16 protein-coding genes are annotated in these 16,470 nt (G+C 51.9%); 15 read left to right on the top strand and 1 reads right to left on the bottom strand.

Annotated features, from left to right (window positions below; genetic code table 11):
* Positions 1-7: 7 nt before the first annotated feature.
* Positions 8-1,276, bottom strand: coding sequence for an ATP-dependent RNA helicase RhlB (rhlB, locus tag OGW44_RS06085; RefSeq protein WP_003829013.1), 1,269 nt, complete (start codon positions 1,274-1,276; stop codon positions 8-10).
* 143 nt (positions 1,277-1,419) lie between these two features.
* Here rhlB and trxA point away from each other — a divergent pair, with 143 nt between their 5' ends.
* The 15 genes from trxA (at position 1,420) to wecG (ending at position 16,380) form a co-directional block, all read left to right on the top strand.
* Entirely contained in the window at positions 1,420-1,749 is a 330-nt protein-coding gene (gene trxA, locus OGW44_RS06080; protein WP_001280776.1) for a thioredoxin TrxA, read from the top strand.
* A 130-nt stretch (positions 1,750-1,879) separates the two neighbouring features.
* The gene (locus OGW44_RS06075; protein ID WP_049259789.1) at positions 1,880-1,999 is read left to right on the top strand and encodes a rho operon leader peptide; all 120 of its coding nucleotides are present in this window, start codon (positions 1,880-1,882) and stop codon (positions 1,997-1,999) included.
* A gap of 87 nt (positions 2,000-2,086) precedes the next feature.
* Positions 2,087-3,346 (top strand): transcription termination factor Rho, encoded by a 1,260-nt coding sequence (gene rho, locus OGW44_RS06070; protein WP_002437993.1) that lies wholly within the window; start codon positions 2,087-2,089, stop codon positions 3,344-3,346.
* Between the two features lie 239 nt (positions 3,347-3,585).
* Complete coding sequence (gene wecA, locus OGW44_RS06065; RefSeq protein ID WP_016155107.1) at positions 3,586-4,689, top strand: UDP-N-acetylglucosamine--undecaprenyl-phosphate N-acetylglucosaminephosphotransferase; 1,104 nt, start codon at positions 3,586-3,588, stop codon at positions 4,687-4,689.
* A gap of 12 nt (positions 4,690-4,701) precedes the next feature.
* Entirely contained in the window at positions 4,702-5,748 is a 1,047-nt protein-coding gene (gene wzzE, locus OGW44_RS06060; RefSeq protein WP_016155108.1) for an ECA polysaccharide chain length modulation protein, read from the top strand.
* Positions 5,749-5,803: 55 nt separating this feature from the next.
* Positions 5,804-6,934 (top strand): non-hydrolyzing UDP-N-acetylglucosamine 2-epimerase, encoded by a 1,131-nt coding sequence (gene wecB, locus OGW44_RS06055; RefSeq protein ID WP_029139774.1) that lies wholly within the window; start codon positions 5,804-5,806, stop codon positions 6,932-6,934.
* Positions 6,931-8,193: a UDP-N-acetyl-D-mannosamine dehydrogenase gene (gene wecC / locus OGW44_RS06050; RefSeq protein ID WP_047416514.1), complete on the top strand. Its 1,263-nt coding sequence runs from the start codon at positions 6,931-6,933 to the stop codon at positions 8,191-8,193. Before wecB ends, wecC begins: the two co-directional genes overlap by 4 nt.
* The gene (rffG, locus tag OGW44_RS06045) at positions 8,193-9,260 is read left to right on the top strand and encodes a dTDP-glucose 4,6-dehydratase (RefSeq protein WP_185655120.1); all 1,068 of its coding nucleotides are present in this window, start codon (positions 8,193-8,195) and stop codon (positions 9,258-9,260) included. The genes wecC and rffG overlap by 1 nt, the downstream gene beginning before the upstream one ends.
* A 28-nt stretch (positions 9,261-9,288) precedes the next feature.
* A complete protein-coding gene (gene rfbA, locus OGW44_RS06040) occupies positions 9,289-10,170 on the top strand; it encodes a glucose-1-phosphate thymidylyltransferase RfbA (protein ID WP_016155112.1) in 882 nt (293 codons plus the stop codon).
* Positions 10,148-10,825, top strand: a complete 678-nt coding sequence (gene rffC / locus OGW44_RS06035; protein WP_047358754.1) for a dTDP-4-amino-4,6-dideoxy-D-galactose acyltransferase — start codon at positions 10,148-10,150, stop codon at positions 10,823-10,825. Before rfbA ends, rffC begins: the two co-directional genes overlap by 23 nt.
* Before the next feature lie 4 nt (positions 10,826-10,829).
* Positions 10,830-11,960 carry a dTDP-4-amino-4,6-dideoxygalactose transaminase gene (gene rffA, locus OGW44_RS06030; RefSeq protein WP_131380396.1) on the top strand — a complete coding sequence of 377 codons (1,131 nt, stop codon included), beginning with the start codon at positions 10,830-10,832 and terminating at the stop codon, positions 11,958-11,960.
* A gap of 1 nt (position 11,961) precedes the next feature.
* Positions 11,962-13,212 (top strand): lipid III flippase WzxE, encoded by a 1,251-nt coding sequence (gene wzxE, locus OGW44_RS06025; RefSeq protein ID WP_149382555.1) that lies wholly within the window; start codon positions 11,962-11,964, stop codon positions 13,210-13,212.
* Positions 13,209-14,288, top strand: coding sequence for a TDP-N-acetylfucosamine:lipid II N-acetylfucosaminyltransferase (locus OGW44_RS06020; protein ID WP_185655121.1), 1,080 nt, complete (start codon positions 13,209-13,211; stop codon positions 14,286-14,288). Before wzxE ends, OGW44_RS06020 begins: the two co-directional genes overlap by 4 nt.
* Positions 14,285-15,640, top strand: a complete 1,356-nt coding sequence (gene wzyE, locus OGW44_RS06015; RefSeq protein WP_016155117.1) for an ECA oligosaccharide polymerase — start codon at positions 14,285-14,287, stop codon at positions 15,638-15,640. The genes OGW44_RS06020 and wzyE overlap by 4 nt, the downstream gene beginning before the upstream one ends.
* Positions 15,640-16,380 carry a lipopolysaccharide N-acetylmannosaminouronosyltransferase gene (gene wecG, locus OGW44_RS06010; RefSeq protein ID WP_185655122.1) on the top strand — a complete coding sequence of 247 codons (741 nt, stop codon included), beginning with the start codon at positions 15,640-15,642 and terminating at the stop codon, positions 16,378-16,380. The genes wzyE and wecG overlap by 1 nt, the downstream gene beginning before the upstream one ends.
* The last annotated feature ends 90 nt before the right edge of the window (positions 16,381-16,470 follow it).

The following is a 16,470-nucleotide window of genomic DNA, read 5'->3' as shown; positions in this document are numbered from 1 at the left end:
TCTAACGTTAACCTGAACGACGACGATTACGCGGAGCACCACCGGTACGGCGTGGGCCATTGCCTGTGCGCGGACGCGTTAAGCGTAACGGCTTCGGCAGATCGGTCATCAGCGCATCCGGGTTGTACTTGCTGACCGGGATCGAGTGACCGATATAGGTCTCGATTGCTGGTAAATTCAGCGCGTATTCTTCACAGGCCAGGCTGATAGAGTGACCGCTTGCTCCGGCGCGACCGGTACGACCGATACGGTGAACGTAATCTTCACAGTCATCCGGCAGGTCATAGTTAAATACGTGCGTTACGGCTGGGATATGCAGACCACGCGCGGCGACATCCGTCGCAACGAGAATGTCGAGATCGCCACGGGTGAACTCATCAAGGATACGCAGACGTTTTTTCTGCGCCACGTCACCGGTCAACAGACCGACGCGATGACCGTCAGCGGCAAGGCTACCCCAGATATCTTCACAACGATGCTTGGTGTTAGCAAAGACGATGGCGCGATCTGGCCACTCTTCTTCAATCAGCGTTTGCAGTAAACGCATTTTCTCTTCGTTGGAAGGATAGAAGAGCTCTTCTTTAATACGGTGACCTGTCTTCTGTTCTGGTTCGACTTCAACGTACTCGGCGTTATTCATCTGTTCGAACGCCAGTTCGCGAACGCGGTAAGAGAGGGTTGCAGAAAACAGCATGTTCAGACGTTGGGTGGTTGGCGGCATACGACGGAACAGCCAACGGATATCTTTGATAAAGCCCAGATCGTACATACGATCGGCTTCATCCAGCACCACGACCTGAATCGCGCCCAGGTTAATGTGGTTCTGTTTTGCATAGTCGATGAGACGACCGGTCGTGCCGATAAGAATATCGACGCCGCTTTCCAGCACTTTCAGCTGTTTGTCGTAACCGTCGCCGCCATAAGCCAGGCCTAATTTCAAACCGGTGGTCTGTGCCAGCGGCTCGGCGTCAGCGTGGATCTGCACGGCTAACTCACGCGTTGGCGCCATAATTAACGCACGCGGTTGGTTCACCTTGCGATCGGCAATCGCGGGATGAGAGAGAAGATAATGAAACGTTGACGTCAGGAACGCCATCGTTTTTCCGGTACCGGTTTGCGCCTGCCCTGCAACATCACGACCTGCCAGCGTTAGCGGCAGCGCGAGGGCCTGAATGGGCGTGCAGTTATGAAAGCCTTTATTTTCAAGGGCTTCTATCACCTTTGGGTGCAGGGCGAAGTCGGAAAACTTCTGTTCTGTTAAATGTGTTTTGCTCATAGTGTGGTAGAATATCAGCTTACTATTGCTTTACGAAAGCGTATCCGGTGAAATAAAGTCAACCTTTAGTTGGTTAATGCTACATCAACACGTCGTTGATTAAGAGTACACCAACGCACCAGGCTTATTCCTGTGGAGTTAATATGAGCGATAAAATTATTCACCTGACTGACGACAGTTTTGACACGGATGTACTCAAAGCGGACGGAGCTATCCTCGTTGATTTCTGGGCAGAGTGGTGCGGTCCGTGCAAAATGATCGCTCCAATTCTGGATGAAATCGCTGACGAATATCAGGGCAAATTGACGGTTGCTAAACTGAACATTGACCAAAACCCAGGCACCGCGCCGAAGTATGGTATCCGTGGCATCCCGACCCTGCTGCTGTTTAAAAACGGCGAAGTTGCGGCGACTAAAGTCGGCGCACTATCCAAAGGTCAGTTGAAAGAATTCCTCGACGCTAATTTAGCGTAAGGAAGTCTCATGATCGGGCGACCATACTTCGAAATGATTCGGATGACTGGACGCCCGACTTGAGTCGTGCTAAGTTAGTGTTGACTTCGTATTAAACATACCTTATTAAGTTTGAATCTAGTTATATCCAATACTTCCCGTTGTTTCTCGCGCGAGAAGTGGACAGATTCCTGGCTTGTCACTCAATCCGTCTTGTCGTTTCAGTTCTGCGTACTTTCCTGTGACCAGACAGCGAACAGACATGAGTTGATGGCCGTAAACAGGCATGGATGACCCTGCCATACCATTCACAACATTAAGTTCGAGATTTACCCCAAGTTTAAGAACTCACACCATTATGAATCTTACCGAATTAAAGAATACGCCGGTTTCTGAGCTGATCACTCTCGGCGAAAATATGGGCCTTGAAAACCTGGCTCGTATGCGCAAGCAGGACATTATTTTTGCCATCCTGAAGCAGCACGCAAAGAGTGGCGAAGATATCTTTGGTGACGGTGTGCTGGAGATATTGCAGGATGGATTTGGTTTCCTCCGTTCTGCAGACAGCTCCTACCTCGCCGGTCCTGATGACATCTACGTTTCTCCCAGCCAAATCCGCCGTTTCAACCTCCGCACTGGTGATACCATCTCTGGTAAGATTCGCCCGCCGAAAGAAGGTGAACGCTACTTTGCGCTGTTGAAAGTTAACGAAGTTAACTACGACAAACCAGAAAACGCCCGTAACAAAATCCTCTTTGAGAACTTAACACCGCTGCACGCAAACTCTCGTCTGCGTATGGAACGTGGTAACGGTTCTACTGAAGACTTAACGGCGCGTGTACTGGATCTGGCATCACCGATCGGTCGTGGCCAACGTGGTCTGATTGTTGCTCCGCCGAAAGCAGGTAAAACCATGCTGCTGCAGAACATCGCGCAGAGCATTGCTTACAACCATCCGGACTGCGTGCTGATGGTGCTGCTGATTGACGAACGTCCGGAAGAAGTTACCGAGATGCAGCGTCTGGTGAAAGGTGAAGTGGTTGCGTCTACCTTTGACGAACCAGCCTCCCGCCACGTTCAGGTTGCGGAAATGGTTATCGAGAAGGCGAAACGTCTGGTTGAACACAAGAAAGACGTTATCATTCTGCTCGATTCCATCACCCGTCTGGCGCGTGCTTACAACACCGTGGTTCCGGCTTCCGGTAAAGTTTTGACCGGTGGTGTTGATGCCAACGCCTTGCATCGTCCGAAGCGTTTCTTCGGTGCGGCGCGTAACGTGGAAGAGGGCGGTAGCCTGACCATCATCGCGACTGCGCTGATCGATACTGGCTCTAAAATGGATGAAGTTATCTACGAAGAGTTTAAAGGTACCGGCAACATGGAACTGCATCTCTCTCGTAAGATTGCTGAAAAACGCGTCTTCCCGGCTATCGACTACAACCGTTCCGGTACCCGTAAAGAAGAGCTGCTCACCACCCAGGAAGAGCTGCAGAAAATGTGGATCCTGCGCAAAATCATCCATCCGATGGGTGAAATTGATGCCATGGAATTCCTCATTAACAAGCTGGCGATGACCAAGACTAATGACGACTTCTTCGACATGATGAAGCGTTCGTAATTCAGGTCTCATCCGAAAACGCCACGTTTTTACGTGGCGTTTTGCTTTTGTGGCTGTAATCTTAACGACACAATAACGATAATACGGTATGAAGTACCAACAAGTAGAAAAAGATTCGTAATCTGTTTCTTGTGGTTGATAATTATACAAAACCATTGGGTATGAAGTCGGGTTTCCCTTCTGAATATAGGTCTTCGTGGTTATACTTCTGCTATTAATATTCTCTGAGAGCATGCATTGTGAATTTACTGACAGTAAGCACTGATCTCATCAGTATTTTCTTATTCACAACACTGTTTCTTTTCTTTGCCCGCAAGGTCGCAAAAAAGATTGGTTTAGTGGATAAACCCAACTTCCGTAAACGGCATCAGGGATTGATTCCGTTGGTTGGAGGGATTTCGGCTTACGCAGGTGTATGTTTTACGTTTGCCATTGCTGACTACTACATCCCGCATGCTTCTCTCTTTCTGGCCTGTGCTGGTGTATTAGTTTTGGTCGGCGCGTTAGACGATCGCTTTGATATCAGTGTAAAAATCCGTGCGATTATCCAGGCCGCGATCGGCATTATTATGATGTCGGTTGGCAAACTCTATCTTCTTAGCCTTGGGTATATTTTTGGCCCCTGGGAGATGGTGCTCGGTCCGTTCGGCTATTTACTCACGCTGTTTGCCGTCTGGGCGGCAATAAACGCCTTCAATATGGTGGATGGGATTGATGGTCTGCTAGGTGGGTTGTCCAGCGTTTCATTTGCGGCGATGGGATTCATTTTGTGGTTTGATGGTCAGACGAGTCTGGCTATCTGGTGTTTTGCCATGATCGCCGCCATTCTGCCTTATATCCTGCTAAATCTGGGCATCCTTGGACGTCGCTATAAAGTTTTTATGGGTGACGCGGGCAGTACACTGATTGGCTTCACCATTATTTGGATCCTGCTGGAGACTACGCAGGGCAAAACTCACCCCATTAGCCCGGTAACTGCACTGTGGATTATTGCCATTCCATTGATGGATATGGTGGCAATCATGTACCGACGTTTGCGAAAAGGCATGAGCCCTTTCTCCGCGGATCGTCAACACATACATCATTTGGTGATGCGGGCAGGGTTTACTTCCCGACAAGCATTTGTTCTGATTACGCTGGCTGCGGCGGTACTGGCGTCTATCGGCGTGTTGGCTGAATATTTTCGCTTAGTCCCTGAATGGGCCATGTTGTTGCTTTTTTTACTGGCCTTTGGCCTCTACGGTTACTGTATCAAGCGTGCCTGGAAGGTAGCGAGATTTATCAAGCGAGTGAAGCGCAGATTGCGAAGAATTCGTGAAGGCAAACCAAACTTAACCAAGTAAATTGAGGATGCGATGAGACAACCATTACCGGGGGAAGACGCCGTGAGCGCTGAAAATGAACTGGATATCCGTGGGTTGTTTCGTACCTTGTGGTCAGGGAAGGTGTGGATCGTCGGTATGGCTCTCGCCTTCGCGATAGCGGCCCTCGCCTATACGTTTTTTGCGCGTCAGGAGTGGAGCGCCACGGCGATTACTGACAGGCCAACGGTCAATATGTTGGGTGGCTTTTACTCTCAACAACAGTTTTTACGCAACCTGGATATTAAGGCCAGTCTTGCGTCCACGGACCAACCGTCAGTAATGGATGAGGCCTATAAAGAATTCATTATGCAGCTTGCCTCCTGGGATACACGCCGAGAATTCTGGCAGCAGACTGATTACTATAAGCAGCGTATGGTCGGTAATAGTAAAGCCGATGCGGCGATGCTGGATGAACTGATCAATAACATTCAGTTTTTACCTGGCGATGCGCTGCGTAATACCAATGACAGCGTGAAGCTGATTGCCGAGACGGCTCCTGATGCCAACAATTTGCTGCGCCAGTACGTCGCGTTTGCCAGCCAACGCGCGGCACGTCATCTGAACGATGAGTTAAAAGGCGCATGGGCCGCACGCACTGTGCAGATGAAAGCGCAGGTCAAACGTCAGGAAGAAGTGGCAAAATCCATTTTCTCTCGCCGCGTCCACAGCATTGAACAAGCGCTTAAAATTGCTGAGCAGCATAATATTTCGCGTACTTCCACAGATGTTCCAGCTGATGAATTACCGGATTCAGAATTGTTCTTACTCGGACGTCCTATGTTGCAGGCGCGACTTGAGAATCTGCAGTCAATTGGTCCGGATTTCGATCTGGACTATTTCCAGAACAGGGCAATGCTGAACACCCTGAACGTTGGACCAACTTTAGATCCGCGTTTTCAGACCTATCGTTATTTGAGAACGCCGGAAGAGCCGGTAAAACGTGACAGCCCTCGTCGCGCCTTCCTGATGATTATGTGGGGTATCGTTGGGGCTCTGATCGGTGCTGGTGTCGCGTTAACCCGTCGCCGTACGATTTAGCAATGCCGTTGCAGTGAGGGGCTGGGCCCTCGCTGCCAATCCGAAGAGAATCGATGTGAAAGTACTGACTGTATTTGGTACGCGACCGGAGGCCATTAAGATGGCTCCTCTGGTTCATGCGCTGGAAAAAGATCCTGATTTTGAGGCGAAAGTTTGCGTTACGGCGCAGCATCGGGAGATGCTCGATCAGGTGTTGAATCTTTTTTCCATTGTACCTGACTACGATCTCAATATTATGCAGCCAGGTCAGGGACTAACAGAAATAACCTGCCGCATCCTGGAAGGGTTAAAGCCTATTTTGGCTGAATTCAAACCCGATGTGGTGTTGGTTCATGGTGATACCACAACCACGATTGCTACCAGTCTGGCCGCGTTCTATCAGCGCATCCCGGTGGGGCATGTCGAGGCTGGTTTACGTACAGGCGATCTCTATTCACCATGGCCGGAAGAGGCTAATCGTACGCTGACCGGGCGTCTGGCAATGTATCATTTTGCCCCAACAGAAAACTCGCGCCAAAATCTGTTACGAGAAGCTATCCCTGATGATCGTATTTTCGTCACGGGTAATACGGTTATTGACGCGTTGATCTGGGTTCGGGATCGCGTACTGGGAAATGAGACGCTGCGTGCGGATCTGGCCGAACGTTATCCTTTCCTGGATGCTGATAAAAAGATGATCCTGGTGACCGGTCATCGTCGGGAAAGCTTCGGTCGCGGTTTTGAGCAAATCTGTCATGCCCTGGCGGAAATAGCCGCGTCTAACCAAAATGTGCAGATTGTCTATCCGGTACACCTGAACCCTAACGTCAGTGAGCCGGTCAATCGCATCCTGGGTCACGTTGAAAATGTGGTGTTGATTGAACCGCAGGACTACCTGCCATTCGTATGGCTGATGAATCACGCCTGGTTGATCCTTACTGATTCCGGCGGGATTCAGGAAGAAGCGCCGTCTCTGGGGAAACCTGTGCTGGTGATGCGTGAAACAACGGAGCGCCCGGAAGCTATTACCGCAGGGACTGTACGTCTGGTAGGTACAGACCCACAGCGGATTGTTGAAGAAGTCACTCGTTTGCTGCATGACGACAATGAATATCAGATCATGAGCCGCGCCCATAATCCGTATGGAGACGGGCTGGCATGTGACCGCATTTTAGATGCATTAAAAAATAATCGGATATCGCTATGAGTTTTACGACCATTTCTGTCATTGGGCTGGGTTATATCGGACTGCCAACGGCGGCTGCCTTTGCTTCCCGTCAAAAACACGTAATTGGCGTAGATATAAATCAACATGCGGTGGATACCATTAATCGCGGTGAAATTCACATCGTTGAGCCCGATCTGGGGGCGGTGGTGAAAACGGCGGTCGAAAATGGGTTTTTACGTGCGAGCGCGACACCCGTAGATGCTGATGCGTATCTGATTGCGGTGCCTACCCCGTTCAAGGGAGATCATGAACCCGATATGGTCTACGTAGAAGCCGCGGCGAAATCTATTGCGCCAGTTTTGAAAAAAGGCGCATTGGTGATTCTGGAATCCACCTCACCTGTCGGGGCAACTGAACAGATGGCCGCATGGCTTGCAGAAATGCGGGCTGACCTGACTTTCCCGCAGCAGGTCGGTGAACAGGCGGACGTTAACATTGCTTATTGCCCAGAGCGCGTACTGCCGGGTCAGGTAATGGTCGAACTGATTAAAAACGATCGGGTGATTGGAGGAATGACCTCCGTCTGTTCCGCGCGCGCCAGCGAGCTGTACAACATCTTTCTCGAAGGCGAATGTGTGGTAACCAACGCCCGAACCGCAGAAATGTGTAAGCTGACGGAAAATAGCTTTCGCGATGTCAATATCGCCTTCGCCAACGAACTGTCGCTGATTTGCGCCGATCAGGGGATCAACGTCTGGGAACTGATTCGGCTGGCAAACCGCCATCCACGCGTGAATATTTTGCAGCCCGGCCCTGGCGTAGGTGGACACTGTATCGCGGTCGATCCGTGGTTTATCGTGGCGCAGAACCCGCAGCAGGCGAAATTGATCCGTACTGCACGTGAGGTAAACGATGGTAAACCGCATTGGGTGGTCGATCGGGTAAAGGCTGCCGTAGCCGACTGTCTGGCGGATACCAACAAACGGGCTAGCGAAGTGAAAATTGCCTGTTTTGGTCTGGCATTCAAACCCAATATTGACGATTTGCGTGAAAGCCCGGCGATGGGAATTGCGCAGAATATTGCGCAATGGCACAAAGGCGAAGTGCTGGTGGTGGAACCGAACATCCATCAACTGCCGAAAAAACTGGATGGTCTTTGCCAACTGGCGACGCTGGACGATGCTCTGGCACGTGCTGATGTGTTGGTCATGTTGGTTGACCATAATGAATTTAAAGCCATCAAAGGCGATGCGGTTCAACAGCAGTACATCGTTGATACCAAAGGGGTCTGGCGCTAATGAAACGAATTCTGGTTACCGGTGGAGCGGGATTTATCGGCTCGGCGGTTGTGCGACATATCATTCATGATACCGAGGATGCGGTGGTTGTGGTCGATAAGCTGACCTACGCAGGAAACCTGATGTCGCTGGAGCCGGTTGCGCAGAATTCCCGTTTTGCCTTTGAGAAAGTGGATATTTGCGATCGGGCATCGCTCGACAAGGTGTTTGAACAATATCAGCCGGACTGCGTGATGCATCTGGCTGCAGAAAGCCATGTCGATCGTTCAATTGATGGTCCGGCCGCCTTTATCGAAACCAACATTGTGGGAACCTACACGCTGTTGGAAGCAGCGCGCGCTTACTGGAGTACATTAGCCAGCGAGGAAAAATTGGCGTTTCGTTTCCACCATATCTCGACTGACGAGGTGTATGGCGATCTCCATTCCACAGATGATTTCTTCACCGAAACCACGCCGTATGCGCCGAGCAGCCCTTATTCCGCGTCGAAAGCCAGCAGCGATCATCTGGTTCGCGCCTGGCTGCGTACCTACGGCCTGCCAACGCTGATTACCAACTGTTCCAATAACTATGGTCCGTACCATTTCCCGGAAAAACTGATTCCGCTGATGATCCTCAACGCACTGGCGGGCAAACCGTTGCCGGTATACGGCAATGGTCAACAGATCCGTGACTGGTTGTATGTAGAAGATCACGCCAGGGCGCTCTATTGCGTGGCGACGACGGGCACGGTTGGGGAAACCTATAATATTGGTGGCCATAACGAGCGTAAAAACCTGGATGTTGTCGAAACGGTTTGCAGCCTGTTGGAAGAGCTGGCTCCGCATAAACCGCAGGGCATCGCGCAGTACCGCGACTTGATCGCTTTTGTGGACGATCGCCCAGGCCATGATTTGCGTTACGCCATTGACGCTTCAAAAATTGCGCGTGAACTCGGGTGGATGCCGCAGGAAACGTTTGAAAGTGGAATGCGCAAAACCGTGCAGTGGTATCTGGATAATCAGGCATGGTGGAAACCCGTGCAGGACGGCAGTTACCAGGGCGAACGTTTAGGTCTGAAGGGCTAACCGCCTGGTTTTGCGGAGGAGACAACGCATGAAAGGTATCATTCTGGCGGGTGGCTCAGGTACTCGCCTGTATCCCATTACGCGGGGCGTATCGAAGCAACTATTGCCCATTTACGATAAGCCGATGATTTACTACCCGCTATCGGTACTGATGCTGGCGGGAATTCGCGAAATCCTGATTATCACCACTCCGGAAGATAAAGGCTATTTCCAGCGTTTGCTGGGCGATGGTTCTGAGTTTGGCATTGAACTGCACTATGCTGAGCAACCGAGCCCGGATGGATTAGCGCAGGCTTTTATTATCGGTGAAACGTTTCTTAACGGTGAACCATCATGCCTGGTGTTAGGGGACAACATCTTCTTTGGTCAAGGATTCAGTCCAAAACTGCGTCATGTGGCCGCCAGAACGCAAGGCGCGACGGTGTTTGGCTATCAGGTCATGGACCCTGAACGTTTTGGTGTTGTTGAGTTTGATGACAATTTTCGCGCAGTCTCTCTGGAAGAGAAGCCGAAAGCGCCGAAATCTAATTGGGCGGTGACAGGGCTCTATTTTTATGACAGCAAAGTGGTGGAATACGCGAAACGCGTGAAACCTTCTGAGCGTGGGGAGCTGGAGATTACGTCTATCAACCAGATGTATCTTGATGACGGACATCTGACGGTTGAATTGCTTGGGCGTGGCTTTGCCTGGCTGGATACCGGTACGCATGACAGTTTGATCGAAGCAAGCACTTTTGTGCAGACGGTGGAGAAACGCCAGGGCTTTAAAATAGCCTGTCTGGAAGAAATCGCCTGGCGTAACGGCTGGCTGGATGACGAAGGCGTGAAGCGTGCCGCCAGTTCACTGGCCAAAACGGGTTATGGTCAATACCTGCTGGAGCTGCTCCGTGCTCGTCCGCGCCAGTATTGAGCCGCTTAGCTGGGAAAATACGTTCTTTGGCGTGAATAGCGCCATTGTCCGTTTTGACCAACGCGCACCGGTTCTAACTGCGGATGCGTTGCTGCCCTGGTCGCGTGTACAAGCAAAAATACTTGCCGCAAATAGCCATGAATTAGATGCTCTGCAGCATTTGGGCTTCTCACTGGTAGAAGGTGAAGTCGATTTTGTACTGCCGGTAACGTGTGCCAGCGGCGACCCCGGTGCGCAGGTCGCGCAACCTACGGATATCCCGGTATTACGCCATCTGGCAGGACAGGCATTTGCGCAAAGCCGTTTTCGCGCCCCGTGGTATGCCGAAGATGCCAGCGCGCGTTTCTACGCACAGTGGATTGAAAACGCGGTGCTGGGGACGTTTGATCATCAATGCCTCATTTTTCGTAAACCGACTGGTGAGATTCGTGGCTATGTCTCGCTGCGTGAACTGAATGCGACCGAGGCGAGAATTGGCCTGCTGGCCGGGCGTGGTGCGGGTGCAGAACTGATGCAGGCCGCGCTTTGTTGGGCACAGGCCCGCGGTAAAACAACATTGCGCGTGGCGACCCAAATGGGTAACACCGCCGCGCTTAAACGTTATATACACAGTGGTGCGAATGTGGAAAGCACCGCGTATTGGTTATACAGGTGACACGATGATTCCATTTAATGCACCGCCGGTGGTGGGAACTGAACTCGATTACATGCAGTCTGCGATGAATAGCGGCAAACTGTGTGGTGACGGTGGCTTTACCCGTCGCTGTCAGCAGTGGCTGGAGCAGCATTTTGGCAGCGAGAAAGTGCTGCTGACGCCTTCCTGCACCGCATCGCTTGAGATGGCGGCATTGTTGCTGGACATCCAGCCTGGCGATGAAGTCATTATGCCGAGCTACACGTTTGTCTCGACGGCCAATGCCTTCGTGTTGCGCGGCGCGAAAATCGTCTTTGTTGATATTCGCCCGGATACCATGAACATTGACGAAACGCTGATTGAAGCGGCGATCACCGATAAAACCCGCGCTATTGTGCCGGTACATTACGCGGGCGTGGCCTGCGAAATGGATACCATCATGGGGCTGGCCACTAAACATAACCTGTATGTGGTGGAAGATGCCGCCCAGGGCGTCATGTCGACCTACAAGGGGCGTGCGCTGGGTACGATTGGTCACATCGGCTGCTTTAGCTTCCATGAGACCAAAAACTATACCGCAGGCGGGGAAGGTGGAGCGACGCTGATTAATGATAAAAAATTAGTCGAGCGTGCAGAAATCATCCGTGAAAAAGGGACTAACCGTAGTCAGTTTTTCCGCGGCCAGGTAGATAAGTATACCTGGCGTGATATCGGTTCCAGCTATTTGATGTCCGATCTGCAGGCGGCTTATCTGTGGGCGCAGTTGGAAGCGGCTGATCGTATTAACCAGCAGCGTCTGGCGCTGTGGCAAAAGTATTACGATGCCCTGGAACCGCTGGCGCGTGCCGGGCGTATTGAGCTGCCTTCGATACCGGAGGGTTGCGTACAGAATGCCCATATGTTTTACATCAAACTGCGTGATATCGACGATCGCACGGCGTTGATTAACTTCCTGAAAGAAGCTGAAATTATGGCGGTGTTCCACTATATCCCGCTGCATGATTGCCCGGCTGGGGATAAATTCGGCGTGTTTGCCGGTGTTGATTGTTACACCACCAAAGAGAGCGAACGCCTGCTGCGTTTACCGCTGTTCTACAATCTGTCGCCGGTGAACCAGCGAACAGTCATTACGACCTTACTCAACTACTTCGCCTGATATGTCGCTTGCAAAAGCGTCCTTATGGACGGCGGCCAGTACGCTGGTAAAAATTGGCGCAGGTTTGCTGGTTGTGAAGTTGCTGGCGGTGTCGTTTGGCCCGGCAGGCGTGGGGCAGGCGGGTAACTTCCGCCAGATGGTCACCGTGCTTGGCGTGTTGGCGGGGGCCGGCATTTTCAATGGCGTCACGAAATACGTTGCGCAGCATCATGACGATCCGGCCCGGCTCCGTAAGGTGGTCGGAACATCTTCCGCGATGGTGCTGGGATTCTCTACGCTGATGGCGGTGATTTTTTTGCTGGCGGCCGCACCTATCAGTCAGGGATTATTTGGTCATACTCATTATCAGGGGCTGGTTCGACTGGTTGCGCTGGTGCAGATGGGCATTGCCTGGGCGAACCTGCTGCTGGCGCTGATGAAGGGCTTCCGCGATGCGGCGGGTAACGCGCTGTCGTTGATTGTGGGGAGCCTGGTGGGTGTAGCGGCTTATTATGGCTGTTATCGCCTGGGAGGGTATGAAGGCGCCTTGCTGGGCCTGGCGCTGGTACCTGCGCTGGTCGTTATACCTGCCGCGATAATGCTGATTAAGCGTGGGACTATCCCCCTGCATTACCTGAAACCCTCGTGGGATAACGGTCTGGCAGGGCAGTTAAGCAAGTTTACGCTGATGGCGCTGATTACCTCCGTAACGCTGCCAGTGGCATACGTGATGATGCGAAACCTGTTGGCGGCGCAGTACAGCTGGGATGATGTGGGGATCTGGCAGGGGGTGAGCAGTATCTCCGATGCTTATCTGCAATTTATCACCGCCTCATTCAGCGTTTACTTGCTGCCGACGTTGTCGCGTTTGACTGAAAAGCGCGACATTACACGCGAAGTGATCAAGTCGTTGAAATTCGTGCTGCCGGCGGTTGCTGCCGCAAGCTTTACCGTCTGGCTACTGCGCGATTTTGCTATCTGGCTGCTTTTCTCCGCTAAATTCACCGCCATGCGCGACCTGTTCGCCTGGCAACTGGTCGGTGATGTGCTGAAAGTCGGCGCCTATGTTTTTGGTTATCTGGTGATCGCGAAAGCGTCGCTACGGTTTTATATCTTGGCAGAAATTAGCCAGTTCATGTTATTGATGGCGTTTGCACATTGGCTGATCCCTGCACATGGTGCGCTGGGCGCGGCACAGGCTTACATGGCAACGTACATTGTCTATTTCTCTCTTTGTTGTGGCGTGTTTTTACTCTGGCGTAGGCGGGTATGACTGTACTGATTCACGTTCTGGGATCGGATATCCCTCACCATAACCAAACCGTGCTGCGGTTTTTCAACGACTCGCTGGCCGCGATGAGCGAGCACGCGCGCACGTTTATGGTTGCAGGTCAGGATGCCGGATTCAGTGAGAACTGCCCGGCGTTATCGCTAAGCTTCTATGGTGGGAAAAAGGCGCTGGCTGAAGCGGTTATCGCGAAAGCAAAAGCGGATCGCCAACAGCGTTTTTTCTTCCACGGTCAGTTCAACACCAGCCTGTGGTTAGCGCTGCTGAGCGGGGGAATTAAACCGGAGCAGTTTTACTGGCATATCTGGGGCGCGGATTTATATGAAGTCTCCAGTGGACTGAAATTTCGCCTGTTTTACCCCATTCGCCGTATGGCGCAGAATCGCGTGGGCTGCGTATTTGCCACGCGGGGTGATTTGAGCTATTTCGCCGAACAGCATCCGCGCGTGCGTGGCGAGTTGCTCTATTTCCCAACGCGGATGGATCCCTCGCTCAATAATATGAGCAACGCGTGTCAGCGCAGCGGCAAGATGACGGTGCTGGTTGGCAACTCTGGCGATCGCAGCAATGAGCATATTGCCGCGCTCCGCGCCGTCCATCAGCAGTTCGGCGACACGGTGAATGTGATTGTACCGATGGGGTACCCCGCCAATAATGTGGCTTATATCGACGAGGTTCGTCAGGCCGGCCTGGCATTGTTTAGCGCTGAGAATCTGCAAATTTTAAGTGAAAAGCTGGAATTTGATGCCTATCTGACATTATTACGTCAGTGTGATTTGGGTTACTTTATTTTTGCCCGTCAGCAGGGGATCGGTACCCTGTGTTTACTGATTCAGGCCGGTATCCCGTGCGTGCTCAACCGTGAAAATCCCTTCTGGCAGGATATGGTGGAACAGAATCTCCCGGTGTTATTTACCACTGATGAGCTCAATGAAGGCGTCGTACGCGAAGCGCAGCGCCAGTTGGCATCGGTAGATAAAAATTCAATCACCTTCTTTAGCCCGAATTATCTGCAGCCGTGGCACAACGCGTTGCGTATTGCTTCAGGAGAAACCGTATGAGCCTGATGCAATTTAGCGGTCTGCTGGTGGTATGGCTGCTCTCCACCTTGTTTATCGCCACGCTGACCTGGTTTGAATTCCGCCGCGTGCGTTTTAACTTCAATGTTTTCTTCTCACTGCTGTTTTTGCTGACGTTCTTCTTCGGATTCCCGTTGACCAGCATACTGGTGTTCCGTTTTGATGTGGCAGTTGCTCCGCCGGAGATCCTGCTGCAGGCCTTGCTGTCAGCCGCCTGTTTCTATGCCGTCTACTACGTGACGTATAAAACCCGCCTTCGCAAGCGAGTCGAGGATAAGCCACGCAGGCCGCTATTTACCATCAATCGCGTTGAAGCGCATTTGACCTGGGTTATCCTGATGGCGATTGCATTGGTGAGCGTGGGCGTCTTCTTTATGCACAACGGATTCCTGCTGTTCAGACTGCAATCCTACAGCCAAATTTTTTCCAGTGAAGTCTCTGGGGTCGCTCTGAAGCGTTTCTTCTACTTCTTCATTCCGGCAATGCTGGTGGTCTATTTCCTGCGTCAGGACAGCAAAGCGTGGTTATTCTTCCTGGTGAGTACCGTCGCGTTTGGTTTGCTGACCTATATGATTGTTGGCGGGACGCGCGCCAATATCATCATTGCGTTTGCCATCTTCTTGTTTATCGGCATCATTCGCGGCTGGATTTCGCTGTGGATGCTGGCCGCCGCGGGCGTGCTGGGTATCGTCGGGATGTTCTGGTTGGCGCTGAAGCGCTATGGGATGAACGTTAGCGGCGACGAGGCGTTTTATACTTTCCTGTACCTCACGCGCGACACCTTCTCGCCGTGGGAGAATCTGGCGCTGTTGCTGCAAAATTACCACAATATTGAGTTTCAGGGGCTGGCGCCGATTGTCCGTGACTTCTACGTCTTTATCCCCTCCTGGCTGTGGCCTGGGCGGCCGAGTATCGTCCTCAACTCAGCGAACTACTTTACCTGGGAAGTGTTGAACAACCACTCAGGTCTGGCGATTTCGCCGACGTTAATTGGTTCACTGGTGGTGATGGGCGGGGCGCTGTTTATCCCGTTAGGCGCGATTGTCGTTGGACTCATCATCAAGTGGTTTGACTGGCTGTATGAGTTAGGCAACCGCGAAACCAATCGCTACAAGGCGGCGATTCTGCACAGTTTCTGTTTTGGCGCTATTTTCAATATGATCGTGTTGGCACGTGAAGGGCTGGATTCGTTTGTCTCGCGAGTGGTCTTTTTCCTCGTGATTTTCGGCGTGTGTCTGCTGGTGGCAAAACTGCTGTTTTGGCTATTCGATAGTGCGGGACTCATCCATAAACGAATCAAATCGCTGCCCCGGACACAGATTGAAGGATCGTAATGACAGATAACACAACTGCGCCACTCTACTCGCTGCGCGGGCTACAATTGATTGGCTGGCGCGATATGCAGCATGCGCTAAATTACCTGTTTGCCGAGGGACATCTCAGGTCAGGAACGCTGGTGGCAATCAACGCTGAGAAGATGCTGACGGCAGAAGATAACCCTGAAGTGCGGGATCTGATCAACGCCGCTGAGTTCAAATATGCGGATGGGATTAGCGTGGTGCGCTCAGTGCGCAAAAAATTCCCGCAGGCGCAGGTTTCACGCGTGGCAGGGGCTGATCTTTGGGAAGCGCTTATGGCGCGAGCCGGGCAGGAAGGAACGCCTGTCTTCCTGATTGGTGGCAAGCCTGAAGTTCTGGCGCAAACGGAAGCCAAACTGCGTGCCCAGTGGCGCGTGAACATTGTAGGCAGTCAGGACGGTTATTTTACCCCGGACCAGCGTCAGGCGTTGTTTGAACGTATCCACGACAGCGGTGCGCAGATTGTGACGGTGGCGATGGGCTCGCCGAAACAAGAGATCTTTATGCGTGACTGCCGGAAGACTCACCCTGAAGCGCTGTATATGGGCGTCGGTGGGACCTACGACGTCTTTACCGGTCACGTTAAGCGTGCGCCGCGAATCTGGCAGACTCTGGGGCTGGAGTGGCTGTATCGCTTATTGTCGCAGCCAAGCCGTATTACTCGTCAACTTCGCTTATTACGCTATCTCCGCTGGCACTATACCGGCAACCTCTGACGCCCTCTCTCCTCTGATAAGTAGCGTGATCTGCTAATTACGCTACTTATTCACAACATAATCGCTGCTTTCTCGCACAATCTATTTATT

The sequence above is a fragment of the Citrobacter sp. Cb023 genome (assembly GCF_030336805.1).
Classification (GTDB): domain Bacteria; phylum Pseudomonadota; class Gammaproteobacteria; order Enterobacterales; family Enterobacteriaceae; genus Citrobacter; species Citrobacter braakii.
This window is presented reverse-complemented; position numbering and strand designations above follow the sequence as displayed.

Excerpts from the sequence above, each read along its gene's own strand:
- rhlB (WP_003829013.1), bottom strand. The coding sequence starts at position 1,276 with ATGAGCAAAACACATTTAACAGAACAGAAGTTTTCCGACTTCGCCCTG.
- trxA (WP_001280776.1), top strand. The coding sequence starts at position 1,420 with ATGAGCGATAAAATTATTCACCTGACTGACGACAGTTTTGACACGGAT.
- wzyE (WP_016155117.1), top strand. The coding sequence starts at position 14,285 with ATGAGCCTGATGCAATTTAGCGGTCTGCTGGTGGTATGGCTGCTCTCC.
- wecC (WP_047416514.1), top strand. The coding sequence starts at position 6,931 with ATGAGTTTTACGACCATTTCTGTCATTGGGCTGGGTTATATCGGACTG.
- wecG (WP_185655122.1), top strand. The coding sequence starts at position 15,640 with ATGACAGATAACACAACTGCGCCACTCTACTCGCTGCGCGGGCTACAA.
- wzzE (WP_016155108.1), top strand. The coding sequence starts at position 4,702 with ATGAGACAACCATTACCGGGGGAAGACGCCGTGAGCGCTGAAAATGAA.
- rho (WP_002437993.1), top strand. The coding sequence starts at position 2,087 with ATGAATCTTACCGAATTAAAGAATACGCCGGTTTCTGAGCTGATCACT.
- rffG (WP_185655120.1), top strand. The coding sequence starts at position 8,193 with ATGAAACGAATTCTGGTTACCGGTGGAGCGGGATTTATCGGCTCGGCG.
- OGW44_RS06020 (WP_185655121.1), top strand. The coding sequence starts at position 13,209 with ATGACTGTACTGATTCACGTTCTGGGATCGGATATCCCTCACCATAAC.
- wzxE (WP_149382555.1), top strand. The coding sequence starts at position 11,962 with ATGTCGCTTGCAAAAGCGTCCTTATGGACGGCGGCCAGTACGCTGGTA.
- rffA (WP_131380396.1), top strand. The coding sequence starts at position 10,830 with ATGATTCCATTTAATGCACCGCCGGTGGTGGGAACTGAACTCGATTAC.
- rfbA (WP_016155112.1), top strand. The coding sequence starts at position 9,289 with ATGAAAGGTATCATTCTGGCGGGTGGCTCAGGTACTCGCCTGTATCCC.